General features: G+C 68.7%; 10 protein-coding genes. 1 reads left to right on the top strand and 9 read right to left on the bottom strand.

Annotated features, from left to right (window positions below; genetic code table 11):
- Positions 1 to 172: 172 nt before the first annotated feature.
- The 4 genes from B0919_RS04115 to B0919_RS04100 all read right to left on the bottom strand — a co-directional run bounded on the left by B0919_RS04115 (position 173) and on the right by B0919_RS04100 (position 6119).
- Positions 173 to 2839 carry a cation-translocating P-type ATPase gene (locus B0919_RS04115; RefSeq protein ID WP_078010955.1) on the bottom strand — a complete coding sequence of 889 codons (2667 nt, stop codon included), beginning with the start codon at positions 2837 to 2839 and terminating at the stop codon, positions 173 to 175.
- A 71-nt stretch (positions 2840 to 2910) separates the two neighbouring features.
- Positions 2911 to 3792, bottom strand: a complete 882-nt coding sequence (locus B0919_RS04110) for a universal stress protein (RefSeq protein ID WP_078010954.1) — start codon at positions 3790 to 3792, stop codon at positions 2911 to 2913.
- Between the two features lie 27 nt (positions 3793 to 3819).
- Positions 3820 to 4641, bottom strand: coding sequence for a universal stress protein (locus B0919_RS04105; protein ID WP_078010953.1), 822 nt, complete (start codon positions 4639 to 4641; stop codon positions 3820 to 3822).
- Positions 4642 to 4700: 59 nt separating this feature from the next.
- Positions 4701 to 6119 carry a BON domain-containing protein gene (locus B0919_RS04100; RefSeq protein WP_078010952.1) on the bottom strand — a complete coding sequence of 473 codons (1419 nt, stop codon included), beginning with the start codon at positions 6117 to 6119 and terminating at the stop codon, positions 4701 to 4703.
- Between the two features lie 409 nt (positions 6120 to 6528).
- Here B0919_RS04100 and B0919_RS04095 point away from each other — a divergent pair, with 409 nt between their 5' ends.
- On the top strand, positions 6529 to 9072 hold the full coding sequence (locus tag B0919_RS04095) for a cation-translocating P-type ATPase (protein WP_078010951.1): 2544 nt from the start codon (positions 6529 to 6531) through the stop codon (positions 9070 to 9072).
- Here the strand turns inward: B0919_RS04095 and B0919_RS04090 are convergent.
- From B0919_RS04090 to B0919_RS04070, 5 genes are all read right to left on the bottom strand, one after another.
- Positions 9025 to 10299: a DUF3570 domain-containing protein gene (locus B0919_RS04090; RefSeq protein ID WP_176132840.1), complete on the bottom strand. Its 1275-nt coding sequence runs from the start codon at positions 10297 to 10299 to the stop codon at positions 9025 to 9027. The two genes, B0919_RS04095 and B0919_RS04090, sit on opposite strands and share 48 nt — an antisense overlap.
- A gap of 14 nt (positions 10300 to 10313) precedes the next feature.
- On the bottom strand, positions 10314 to 10538 hold the full coding sequence (locus B0919_RS04085) for a DUF4266 domain-containing protein (protein WP_078010949.1): 225 nt from the start codon (positions 10536 to 10538) through the stop codon (positions 10314 to 10316).
- Complete coding sequence (locus B0919_RS04080; protein WP_078010948.1) at positions 10535 to 11626, bottom strand: FAD:protein FMN transferase; 1092 nt, start codon at positions 11624 to 11626, stop codon at positions 10535 to 10537. The genes B0919_RS04085 and B0919_RS04080 overlap by 4 nt, the downstream gene beginning before the upstream one ends.
- A gap of 4 nt (positions 11627 to 11630) precedes the next feature.
- The gene (locus tag B0919_RS04075) at positions 11631 to 12092 is read right to left on the bottom strand and encodes a thioredoxin family protein (protein WP_078010947.1); all 462 of its coding nucleotides are present in this window, start codon (positions 12090 to 12092) and stop codon (positions 11631 to 11633) included.
- A gap of 143 nt (positions 12093 to 12235) precedes the next feature.
- Entirely contained in the window at positions 12236 to 13102 is an 867-nt protein-coding gene (locus B0919_RS04070; protein ID WP_078010946.1) for a universal stress protein, read from the bottom strand.
- Positions 13103 to 13160: the final 58 nt, after the last annotated feature.

The raw sequence follows: 13160 nt of genomic DNA, 5'->3' as shown, positions 1-13160 counted from the left end.
TGGCAACCTCCAACCACTGGCCCGTTTAACTTTTGTACCAAACCTTTAAGCATGCCATTGCTGGCAGGGTGTTCGTGTATGTATTAAGGTAGAATGCGGGCTATTCCGAGCCCAGTCGGCGCAGGGCTGCACCGACTGGGCTTTGTATGGCGCCTTTGGCACTGCGCACAACTTACGCCACACGTTGCCGATGGCTCAGCAGCCACCCCAGCAACTGCCCCAGCAGCAGCACGGCCCCGGCGGGCGCACCAATCAGCAGCAGCGCCGACGCGGGCAGCGCTTGCACGTCCAGCAGACCGCGCAGCAGCGGCAGATAGTACGTGAGCAGCAGCAAACCGGTGCAGAGCCCCAGCGCCAGCCACACGTAGCCGTTGCGCAGCACGTCGTTGTGGCGTAGGGAGGTGCCCACACCGGCCATGTTGAACACGTGCAGCAGCTGGGCGGCAGCCAGGCCGTAAAACAGCACGTTGTTGCTGACCGCCGCCGAGAGCTCGAAATACTGCCAGCCAATATAGAGGCTGCCCAGCAGTGCCAGGGGCATGAGCGCGGCGTAGGCGGTGGCCAGGCGCCAGTCGCCGGGGCGCATGATAGGGTCCTGCGGGTCGCGGGGCGGATGGTGCATCACGCGCGAGCTGCCGCGGCCCACGCCCAGCGCCAGGGCCGGAAATACGTCGGTGAGCAGGTTCAGAAACAGAATCTGCAGCGGCAGCAGGCCCGCGCCGTGGCCCAGCAGCCCGGCGGCCACCACCACCAGGATTTCGCTCAGGTTGCACGACACGAGGTAGAGCACGAAGCGGCGGATGTTGGTGAAAATGACGCGCCCCTGCGCCACGGCCGCCACGATGGAGGCAAACGAGTCGTCGCTCAAGACCAGGGCGGCGGCTTCGGCCGCTACCTGGGTGCCGCGCAGGCCCATGGCCACGCCGATGTCGGCCTTCTTCAGCGCGGGCGCGTCGTTCACGCCGTCGCCGGTCATGGCCACCACGTGGCCCTGTTGCTGGTAGAGGCTGACGAGGTCCAGCTTTTGCGCCGGGCTTACGCGGGCAAACACGGCCGCGTGCAGCAGCCGGCGGCGGCCCGCGCCGTTGGGGTGTTGGAGCAGGTCAGGTAGCTCGCCGCCCGTGACGGCCGTGGCCTGCGCGTCGGTGGCCAGGTGCACCTGTCGGGCAATGGTCAGGGCCGTGGCCGGATGGTCGCCGGTGACCATGATGACGCGGATGCCGGCCCGGCGGCAGGCATCTAGGGCTGGCACGACCTCGGGCCGGGGCGGGTCGAGGAAAGCTATCAACCCCAGCCAGGTCAGCTCCTCGGCCCATCGGGACGGCGCCTCGGCCTCGGGCAGCACGCGGTAAGCCAAGGCCAGGGTGCGCAGGCCCTGCGCGGCCAGTTCCTGCGCCCGCTGCAGCCACTCGGTTTGTTCGGCCGGCACCAGGGGCTGGGGGCCGTCGGCGGTTTGCTGCTGCGGGCAGTAGCGCAGCACCTCTTCAGCGGCACCTTTCACGGCCACCCAGCCGCGGCCGTGGTCGTGGCGGTGCAGGGTGGCCATCAGGCGGGTGTCGGAGTTGAAGGGCTGCTCGGCCAGGCGGCCGGCGCCGGCCTGGGTGCCGGGCACGTCGAAGTCGGGGCTTTGGTGGGCCAGGGACAGCAGGGCTACTTCCAGCGGGTCGCCCAGGGCGGCATCGGCGCGCTCCGGGGCGAAGGTGGCGTTGTTGCAGAGCACGGCCACGCGCAGCAGGTGCTGGTAGGCTTCCGTGCGCAGCAGGGGCGAGGCGTCGATTTCGATGGTAGCGGGCGCGAAATCCACCCGGCCTTCGGGCAGCCAGGCGGTGTGCACGGCCATCTGGTTCTGGGTGAGCGTGCCGGTTTTGTCGGTGAAGATGACGTCGGTGCTGCCCAGGGTTTCGACGGCCGCCAGCCGCTTCACCAGCACGTTGCGCCGGGCCAGGCGCAGCATGCCGTAGGCCAGGGCCAGCGTGGCCACGATGCTCATGCCCTCGGGAATGGCGGCCACGGCCAGCACAATGGCTGTTTTGAGCAGCTGGTAGGCCGATTCTCCCTTCAATAGCCCCAGCCCCACAAACAACACGGCCAACGCCAGGGTGATGAGCACCAGTTGGTGGGCCAGGCGGTTGAGCTTGGCTTCCAGCGGCGTGGCCGTGTGCCGGGCCTGCTGCACCAGCTCGGCGATGGTGCCCAGCTGCGTGCCGGCGCCCACGCCCGTGACCAGCGCCCGGCCGGTGCCGTTGACCACGGCCGTGCCCTTGAATAGCCGGTTGGTCTGCTCGGCCAGCGGCGCGTTCGGGGCCGGCGGCGCAAGCTGCTTCGTCACCGGCATCGACTCGCCCGTTAAGGCCGACTCGTTTACCTGCAGCTGCTGGGCCTCCAGCAGCTCCGCGTCGGCGGCCACCACCTCGCCGGCTTCCACCAGCAGTACGTCGCCTACGGTTACCTGGTCCGCGGGCACGGCCCGCACTTGCCCGTCGCGCAGCACGCGCGCCGTGCTCACGCCCAGGCGGCGCAGCGCGGCCATGGACGCTTGCGCGTTCCACTCCAGCCAGAACCCGATACCGGCGTTGAGCCCGATGACGGCCAGAATAGCGTAGCCTTCGACCTGGTCCTGGAAGGCGAAGGAAAACGCCGCCGCGCCGGCCAGCACGGCCACAATCAGGCTGCGAAACTGGCGCAGCAGCACCCGCCACCAGGGCTCCTCCACCGCGGTTTCCACGGCGTTGGGGCCGTAGTGGCGCAGGCGCTGCTGGGCTTCGGCTTCGCTGAGCCCGCTCACCTGGGGGCGGGTGGGGGCCGGTTTAGTCGTGGGGACATCGACGAAGGAAGCCATACGCAAAGGGGTATTGGTAAGCCTGTCACGGCCTGGCAGCGCTCGACCGCCAAGCCTTGACAGGCAACGACTTACTCGGACAAAGTTGCCTGCGCCGCAGCCGCGGGTTCTGTCGTAGCAGCGGGTTCAATGACAGGCAGCAGCAACACGGGTGAGGTAGAGCGGCTGGCCACGGCCGCCGTCACGCTGCGGTGAAACAGCTCTCCGAGGTAGCTGCGCGAGCGGGCCAGCAGCACCAGCCAGTCAGCCTCCGCTTCGGTGGCGGCCGCCAGTAGCCCGGACGCGGGGTCGGGGTGCAGGCAGCCGCGCAGGTCTTGGTAGTGCCCGGCGTCGACCAGGCCGCTGTGCTGCACGGCACGCAGGGCGCAAGCGCAGCCCGCGTCGTCCTCCACCGGCGACACGTGCACCACCGTCTGCTCGCTGCCCAGTTGCCGCAGCAGGTCAGCGGCCGGCTGGCTGTGGGGCGCCAGGGCAAACGGGTCGCGGTCGGCGGCGATGAGCACCCGCTGCGGAGGCACGGCCGCGGCCGTGTGCTCGGGCACCAGCAGCACCGGGAAGTGGGCGGCGCGCAGCAGCTCCAAGGCCGCGATGCTCACCTGACCCGAGCTTAACTGCCCGGCGGCGGGCAAGCCCAGCACAAATAGGGCGGGCGCGTACCGCTGGGCCAACGCCGGCAACAGGTCCGGTAGCAGATCGGTTACCAGCTCCACCGTCGCCGGGGCCTGGAGCTGACCAGCGAGCTGGCGTAGCAACGCAGCCGTGTCGGCATCCTGCGCCAGTTCCTGCTGCCGCCAAGTGTCGCCGGCGAATACGTACGGGTCGAAGAGCGAGGCGCGGTGGGCGTGCAGCAGTACCAGCCGGCCGCCCAAGGCGCTGGCCAACTCGTCCGCGTAGCGCACGGCACGCTGCTCGGGTGGGTAAAAGCCGGCGAGTACCAGCAAGGAGAAGGCCATGGCAGTAGGGGGCAAGAGGACGTATGGTTAATCGAGGGCGGGCAGCAGCAGCACGGGCAGCGGGCTCTGCGCCAGGAGTTGGGCCGTGACGCTGCGGTGGAACAAGCCGCCGAGCAGGTTGTGGCGCCGGGCCACGAGCACCAACAGGTCGGCTTCGACTTCAGCGGCGACTTGCAGAATGCCTTCTGCCGCGTCCGCGTTGCTTACCACGTGCGTCTGGATACCTGCGGCAAGCTCCGTCACACCGCTGCGCCATATTTCGTGTTGCACCCGCCGTTCCACTTCCGCAGTCGGTCCGGGTTCCGTTGTTACGTGTACCACCGTCAGCGCGGCGCCCAAACTGCTCAGCAGCGACGGCACGAGGTGCTGGTTTTCGTAGAGGGAAAACGGCTCCCCGTCGACGGCCAGGGCCATACGGCGCGGCGGAAAGTTGTCCCAGCCCACGGAGGGCACCACCAGCAGCGGGAAGGGCACATGCCGCAGAATGTCCTGGGCGGCACTGGCTACCATAGTTGGGGGCGTGGCGTCGTTATCGGGGCGCCCGAGCACCAGCAGCTGCGGCTGGTGCTGGCGCACGGCGGCGGCCACAGCATCGGGCAGATAGCCCTCCGTAACATCCACCTGGGTGGGCACGGGCTGCGCATCCGCCAGCGCGATGAGCGCCTGCCGGGTGTGGCGGGCGCTGGGGGCCGCGGCCGCCTCTTCATCAGGGCACAGCAGCCGGTCGTGGCGCACGTGCAGCAGCACCAGGTGCGCCTGCAGGGGCACGGCCAGCGACGCCGCGTAGGAGAGGGCGCGGTTCGAGACGGCGTAGAAATCGGTCAGGACAAGGATGGCAGGCGAGGTCATGGCGGGGCTATGGTGAGTGGAAATTTCCCAGCCAGCGGCCGGGTTGAGGTGGTGGTGGCTCAGCGGGCGTAAGCCGGCAGGTGCAGGTGGTTGTTCACGTCGCGGGCCCCGCAGGCGTAGGCTTCGCGGGCGGCGGTGCGGCGCTCCAGGTGCGTGTTCACGGTGCCCGTGAGCGTTACGCGGCCGTGGCGGACCTCCACCTCGATGTTCTCGTCGTGCAGCAGCGCCGACCAGTAAAAATGGTTGCGCAGGCGCTGCTCCAGCACGTGGTCGGGCTCGATGTTGCCGTCGGCGGCCGGAGGGGCGAAGTCCTGGGCCGTGGCGGAGGTTTGCACGTGGTTATCGAGGCTGACAACGCCCGTCACGCCGGCAGCCACATCGGCAGCCCGCTCCGCATCGGCCTGCGCGTCAACGGTGCCGTAGAGCTGCACCTTGCTGTGGCTTACGTTTAGCGTGAACGTGTAGTGGCCCACGTACGGGTCGCAGGCTAGGGCCGCTTTAATGTGCTGCCGGGTGGCCGCGTCGGGGGCAGGGTAGTGCGTTTCGACTTGCAGCAGGTTGTGCACTTCGCGCACGCCCACCACGTTTTCCGCGTCCTGCTCCGCCGTGCGTTGCGCGAGCAGGTTGCCCACGGTGCCGGCCAGCGTCACCACCCCGTCGCGCACGTGCACGGTGGGGGCAAAAGCTCGCACCCGCGGGTCCAGGCGCAAGGCGTCGCGGACGGCCTCGGCCACGTCTTCGTCAGGCGCAGCAGCAAATTTCTGCGGGCGCAGGGCCGGGTCCAGGGCCCAGCGGGCCACAAACAGGTCGCGGGCATCGACGCGGCGGGCCCCGGCCTGGTAGGCGGTGGTTACCGCGAAGTCGCGCTCAGCCGCCGTGCCGACGGTGCCTTCCAGGTGCACTACGCCCTCGTGGGCCCGGATGCTGACCAGCTCGCTTTGCACGCGGATGTCCCAGTCGAGCACCGCCCGAATCTGGGTGATTAAATCCGCGTCGGTATTGCTGACCTCGTCGTCGCGCAAGTTGAGCTTGAGGTGAATGGCGCGCACGCCGCGTACGCCCTGCACCGCCAGCAGCACCAGTTGCTGCTCGGCCCAGCTCTGCAGCGTGCCTTCCACCGTCACCTGGCCGGCATGCACGTGGCAGCGCACGTTGTAGGCGGCCGTGGCCGGGTCGCGGGCCAGCGCCGCTTCCACGTCGCCGAGCAAGGGGGCGTCGGGCACGTCGGCGGTACGGATGACCAGCTCGTTGAGGACGCCCCGCACCCCGCGCACTTCCTTGGCAATGGCCTCGGCCAGTGCGCGTTCGAGCAGCGTGCCCACGAAGCCCGTCAGCTCCACGATGCCGTCGCGGGTCGTCACATCGATGAGCGAAGCGGACAAGCCTTTGCGGGTGGCGAGAAACCGGTCGACAGCCGCCGTAATGTCTTCGTCGGCCAGGCGCTCCTGGGGCGCAGTGGGGGTGGGTTGAGGTTGCATGACAACAATTGAAGGGGGAAACGGGGACGAGTGGCGGAGCCGGGCGGCGCGCGGTAGCGCCAGGCGACGGAGCCGTAAACCGGTTGGTTCACGGCCGTTGGGCGGCGGGGCTTAGCCCCGGGCGGCGGTGGCTTCGGGCCGGGCCAGGTGCCAGGCAGTGGCCGCCAGGGCCAGCACCAGCACGGAAAACCAGAAAGTGGGCGTAACCATGATTGCAGGCGTTAAAGGGGGTAGGTCTCCAGCCGCCAACCTGGCTGCTGGTTGCACCAAAGATGTTGCTAAGGCAGCCGTAACGCGCTGATGATCATCACCACGGGCGGTGACATTAATCATCTTTTGCGCCCGTGCGGGGCGCCATCTTACCGGCCCCGCTGCCCACTGCCGGGCCGGGGCCTAACCCTGCTCGTATATGGCTCTATCTTCTGCCCCGGCGCTGCCCGCTGGGCTGGCGCCAGCCGAGGTGGCCGCACGCCGGCGCCAGTTCGGCCGCAATACCATGCCCCGCCGCAAGCAAGAGGGCACCTGGCGGCTGGTGCGCGAACTGCTGACCGAGCCCATGTTCGGACTGCTGGTGCTGACGGCCGGCCTGTACCTGCTCATGGGCAGCCGCACCGAAGCGCTGACCGTGCTCGGCGCCACGGTGCTGGTGGCCGGCATCTCGCTCTACCAGCAGGTGCGCAGCGACCAGGCGCTGCAGGCCCTGCAAACACTGACCCAGCCCCGCGCCCGGGTGCGGCGCGCGGGCCAGTGGGTGGAGCTAGCGGCGGAAGACGTGGTGACGGGCGACCTGCTGGCCGCGGGTGAAGGCGAGCAGGTAGTGGCCGACGGCCGGCTGCTGCAGGCCTACGACCTGCTGCTCGACGAGTCGTTTCTGACCGGCGAATCGGTGCCGGTGCCCAAAGCCGCCGACGGACAGCAAGCCCTATACGCCGGCTCCACCGTGGTGCGCGGTGAGGCTGTGGTGGAAGTGACGGCCGTGGGGCCCGCTACGCGCCTGGGCCGCATCGGCGGGCTGATTCAGCTGGTGCAGGCCCCGCCCACGCCCCTGCAGCGGCAGGTGGCCGCGTTTGTGCGGGCCATGGCGCTGGTGGGCGCCGCGGCGTTTGGGCTGGTATGGGGTTATCATTGGTGGGAATCGGGCAGCCTGCGCCACGGGCTGCTGCACGGCCTGACCCTGGCCATGGCCGTTTTGCCCGAGGAGATACCGGCCGCCCTGGCCGCCTTCATGGCCTTGGGCGCCTGGCGGCTGATGCGCCGCGGCCTGCTCGTCAAGCAGCCCCAGACCGTGGAAACGCTGGGTTCGGCCACCGTCCTCTGCGTGGACAAGACCGGCACGCTGACCGAAAACCAGATGACCCTCACCCGGCTCTACAGCCCCGGCGACGTCGGCCCGCAGCCGCCGCCCGTTGAGCCGCCCACTTCAGCTCAACAGGAGTTGCTGGCCTACGCCATGTGGGCCAGCGAGCCGCAGCCCTTCGACCCGATGGAGCAAGCCCTGCACCGCGCCTATGCCGCGGCGGCTGCCACGGACCAACGTCTCGCCTTCCGCCTCGTGCATGAATACCCCCTGGCCGGGCAGCCGCCGCTGATGACCCACGTATTCGCCGATGCCGACGGCCAGTGCCTGGTCGCGGCCAAGGGCGCGCCCGAAGGCGTGCTCAGCCGCTGCCCGCTGACGCCGGATGCCCGCGCCGCCGCGGATCGCGCCTTGGAAACGATGACGGCCGCCGGGCTGCGGGTACTCGGCGTGGCGCGCAGCGGGTGCATGGCCGGCCGCTACCCAGCCACGCAGGAAGGATTCCGCTGGGAGTTCGTGGGGCTGGTTGGCTTCAGCGACCCGCCCAAGGCCAGCTCGGCGGCGGTGCTGCGGCAGTTTTACGTGGCGGGTATTGGCGTGAAGATGATAACCGGCGACAACGCCCGCACGGCGCTCAGCATCGCCCGGCAGGTGGGCCTGCGTCGCCCCGAGCCCTGCCTCACCGGCCCCGAGGTATTGGCCCTCGACGAGCCCGCGTTGCGCCAGCGGGTGCGGGAAGTCAACTTGTTTGCCCGCATGGTGCCCGAGGCCAAGCTGCGCGTCATCGAGGCGCTGAAAGCCAACGGCGAGGTGGTGGCTATGACCGGCGACGGCGTCAACGACGCGCCGGCGCTCAAGGCGGCGCACATCGGCGTGGCCATGGGCCGGCGCGGCACCGAGCTGGCCCGGCAGGCCGCCGCCCTGGTCTTGCTCGACGCCGAGCTGACCGGGCTGGTGACGGCCGTGGAGCTGGGCCGGCGCATCTACCAGAACCTGCAAAAGGCCGTGCTCTACATCATCGCCATCCACGTGCCGCTGGTGCTTACCGTGCTGGCTCCCACGTTGCTGGCAGGAGGATTCCCGGTGTTGTTTGGCCCGGTGCACGTCATTTTTCTGGAGTTGCTCATGGGCCCAACCTGCTCCATCGTATTCGAAAACGAGCCCACCGAGCCGGGCACTCTGCAAGCATCCCCGCGCCCCCCGGCGGCGCCGTTTCTGGCGTGGCGACAGGTGCGCGAGGCCCTGGCGCAGGGCGCGACCGTGGCCGCAGGGGTGCTTGGCCTGGGCTACTATGCCTTCCTTACCGGTGCCAGCGACCCGCAAGCCCGCACACTTGTGTTCGTGACGCTGGTGCTGGCCAACGTGCTGCTGACGCTGGTCAGCCGCTCCCGGCGGTACTCGCTACGGCAGACCTGGCGCTATGCCAATCCCCTACTGCCCGCTGCCTTGGGGCTAAGTTTGCTGCTGCTGGCGAGCTGCCTGTACCTGCCCATTGGGCGCCAGTTGTTTCAACTTCAGGCGCTTAGCGGAATGCAAGCACTTTCATGCTTGGCAGTAGCTGCGGGCAGCACCCTCTGGTATGAGGTGTACAAAGCCTTCCGGCGCCACTCAGGGCATGGTAAAGGAGAGGTCGGCGCTAACGAGGTTGGCCGTTAAGCCGGTGCTCTGGCGGTAGTAGGCGTAGCGCACATCCAGGGCTTTGAACTTGGCCACGCGGCCGCCAAACGGGGTTTTGAAGCGGCTCAGCCCGTACACCGGCGAATAGCGCAGGCCCAAGCCGACCTTATTGGCCGAAAAGCCTGCCAGGTCGTAATCGGAGGTGTAGTACTCGTCCGCGAGGCTGTGCTGCAAGTAGGGCGCGAAGTAGGTGGCGGCCGTCTGGGTGTGGTAGCGGTAGAAGGGGTAGAGCACAAAAAAGGGCGTGAGCTTCACCGGGGTTTCCAACTCCACGGTGTGCGCCCGGATGCCGAAGTTGTCCTGGTAGAAGCGGTAGTAGCTGCGCAGCTGCACTAGGTCGGTGGCGTAGTAGTTCAGGCGCAGGCCCACGGGGTACTTGTAGCGCTGGCGCGGCAGCAGCTCGGTTTTGGCCGCGCCGCGGGCCTCGCCGGTTTCGCGGAAGTACACCCGGTGGAAGGGCGTGCTCAGCAGCCCGCGCTGGGCCACCAGCTCGGTGCTGATGGCCCCTTGCAGGCGCTGGGTGAGCACCTGCGAGTACACCAGGTTCAGGTTGTAGCTCTGGCGGGTGTCGTAGCCCGAGCCGTGCTCCTGCCCACCGCCGGCGCGCAGCTCCACGGGCAAAATCAGCGTGGCGCGGTCGAAAAAGGCCTGCGCGGCCACGCTGAGCTGGCGGTTACCGTCGCGCGAGGTCTGGGCCCAGGAGCCGGTGACGTTGAACGAGCGGTAGTCGTACTCGGTGGAAAAGCCCGCGCCCAGGCCCACCAGGGTGCGCCCGTCGCGCAGCTGGCGCGAGTAGCCGAAGTCGGCGTGGTAGCGCGTGTCGCTGCTGGAGGGCGACGACAGCACGTAGTCGATGCGGTCGGTGGAGGCCGAGGAGTAGTAATCCAGCCCGAGGTTGGCCGACAGCCGCGACACCGAGTCCAAGGGCACGTTCAGGATGATGGTGGGCGTCAGGTCGGTCAGCCGTTGCGTGCCGGTGCCGCCCTCCACGGCGCCGTGGTTGCCGTCCTGCTGGTAATAGCTGCTGAGGATGTTCAGCTCGGTTTCGCCGTTGTTGCGGGGGCTGGGCGGACTGGGCACCGCCGCGGGCGCACCGTAGCCGTCGATGCGGTTGGGGGCGGGCGTGGCCTGGGCCCGGGTCAGCAGCGGCAGCAGGACCAGCAGCCCGGACGCGGCGCCCCGTCGCAGAAAAGTAGCGTAGCTCATGCGCATCGTGCGGGCTAGTTGCAGCCGCAGCCGCCCCCGACTTTGCCGCCGTTGGCGCCGCCCGCGCCTTCGCGGTAGCTTTCGAAGTTGGTTTCGTAGGTCTCGATGCGCTTGCCGGCCAGCTGCATGTCCTCGTCGTTGAGGTACATTTTCTGGTAGGCCGCCACCGACACGCAGCTGCTCAGCCCGCCGCTCAGCAGCAGGGCGCTTAGCAGCAAGCGGGAACGGAAATGGGTCATGGCTTGGGAGGAGAAAGGGGCGCCACGGCCGCCGCGCCGGGCTGGTGGGAGAGGTACTTGACGGCCATGCCGCGCGAGGTGAGCGTGCGGCCGTCGTCGGTGATGAGCGTGCAGTCCACGCCCTGGAGCTTGTTGATAAAGGCCAGCCCGGCCTCGGCGCCCTTCACGAACACCACCTCGTCGAGCCCGTCGGCCAACTCCACGTCGGGGCAGATGATGGTGACCGACTGCAGGCCGGTGCTCGGCAGGCCTGTGTGCGGGTCGATGATGTGGCCGTAGCGTTTGCCGCCCACGGTGAAGTACTGCTCGTAGTTGCCGGCCGTCACCACGGCCACGTCGGTCACGTCGAGCCAGGCCGCGGCGGCGCGCGGGCGCTGCGGGTCGCCGATGGCCACGCGCCACAGGGAGCCGTCGGCCTGCCGGCCCCAGCACGACACGTCGCCCGAGCCGTTGATGAGCCCGCCCTGAATGCCCAGCTGCCGCATCACGGCCTGGGCCCGGCGCACGCCGTAGCCCTGCAGGATGCCGGCCAGGTTCAGGCGCATGCCCGGGTCTTGGAGCAGGACGGAGTGCGCGGCCGGGTCGAGGAGGATCTTGCGGTAGTCGATGCGCGCCACGGAAGCGCGGATGACGTCGGGTGCGGGCAGCGCGGCGTGCTCCTGCCGGTCGAACTGGTAAATCTTTTCCCCGCCGGCGAAGGTGATGTCGAAGGCGCCGTCGCTCAGGGCCGACAGCCGCAGCGTGCGCTTAATCAGGTCGTACACCTCCTGGTCGACCACCACCGGCTGCCGGCCCGCGTTGCGGTTGATCTGGGTTATCTGCGAGGTCGAGTCCCAGTACGAGCACAACCGGTCGATGCGCTGGGCTTCGCGGATGCCGGCGCGCTCGGCCCGCCAGCCCAAGGAATCGTCGCTGGCCACGGCCGTGAAGGTGAAGTGGGAGCCCATCAGGTGGGCGGCGCGCATGTAGTTGCGCGGCCTGGACGCGGCCGGGCGGGTTTGGGCCAGAACCGGGTAGCTCAGCCCGAGCACCAGCAGCAAGCTGGTCAGCCCCGCCCAGACGCGGCAGAAGTCAACAACGCGACGCATGCGGCTAGCGAGCAGTCAGCAATTGGGTGAGGTAGGCGTCGTAGGCGGCGGGGCCGCCGGGGCGGTAGCCGGTTTTGGCCAGCACCTTGCCTTCGGGCGAGAGCAGCACCACCAGCGGGAAGGCGCCTTCCCGGTTGTACTGGGCGGCCGCCTGCTCGTTGCGCGTGGCTTGCTCGGCGGGCAGCTTGTTTTTCTTGCTGCGCGGAAAATCGAAGCGGGCCAGCACCAGCCGCTCCTGGGCGTAGCGCTGAAACTCGGGCTGGTCGAACACCTCCTGTTTGAGCATGATGCAGGGCTTGCACCAGTCGGAGCCCGAAAACACGGCCAGCACCGGCTTGTTGGCAGCTTTGGCCTGTTGCAGAGCAGCGGCCAGGTCGGTGTTCCAAGTGACAGCGGCGGGGGCTTGCGCCACCGCAACGCGCTGCCCCACAAGCAGGGCAACTAAAAAGCAGCAAAGGAAACGCATGGGAGATAGGCGGGGATTAAAATCAGATTAATCCGATAAGCACGCTCATACGGCTTCGGTTCCTTATCGTTCATTTCCGGCAAGTAGTTTCGGCTCTGCGCGCTTCTCGGAGGTAGTAGTGAGCTGTTGTGGCTGACCCGCCGCTATTCGTCGCTGGCGGGCAGCAGCAGCAGGGGCACTGGGCAAATACCTAGTAGCCGGTTCGTGACGCTGCGGTGAAACATGGCACCGAGAAAGCTGCGCCGGCGGGCGATGAGCACCACCAGATTGGCCTGGAGCTGGTCGACGGCCCGCAGCACACCGGCCACGGGCGAGGCGTGGCGGATGGCTTCCACGCTGAGGTGGCCGGCCGCGTCGCCAAGGGCACTGCGCTGCACCTGCCGCAGCGCGGCGGCGCAGGCCTGATCGTCTTCGATGGCCGACACGGTCACCACCGTCAGGCGGGGCTCGGCCTGAGCCAGCAGCTGCCGGGCGGCCTCGGGCCGGCTCAGGGCAAACGGCTCCCCGTCGGCGGCCACCAGCACCTGGGTGGGCGTAACGGCGCCCTGGTAGGTTTCGGGCACGAGCAGCAGCGGAAACTCGCCGCTGCGCAGCACTTCCAACACCGTGGCCCCGACCTCGCACTCTTCCTCGGCGTCGGCGGCCTGCCCGAGCACAAACACGGCCGGGGCGTAGCGGCGGGCCAGCGCGGCGGCGGTGCTCAGCTGCAGGTCGTCAACCAGCTCCACCGTGGTCGGCACGTACGTTTCGTCGGCCAGGGCCTGCACGGCCACCAGCAGTTCCCCGTCGCGCTCCTCGCTGGGCGGGTACAGCAACTCGCCCTCCAGCACCGATACTTCGCGCACGTGCAGCAGCACCAACTGTGCCCCCAGGGGCACGGCCAGCTCGGCCGCGTAGCGGATGGCGCGGCGGGCGGCTGGGAAGAAGTTCGTCAGCACAATCAGCGACAACGCGGGTGTGTCCGTTACCGGTACGGCGGAGGGCAGGGCTTGGGCTTGGTAGGTAGTCATGGCGGGAAGGGAAGGATGAGTTGGGGCGGCGTTGCTACCACCTCAGGCAAAGAAAGCC

Origin of the sequence: Hymenobacter sp. CRA2, from assembly GCF_002007105.1 — a bacterium.
GTDB lineage: Bacteria > Bacteroidota > Bacteroidia > Cytophagales > Hymenobacteraceae > Solirubrum.
This window is presented reverse-complemented; position numbering and strand designations above follow the sequence as displayed.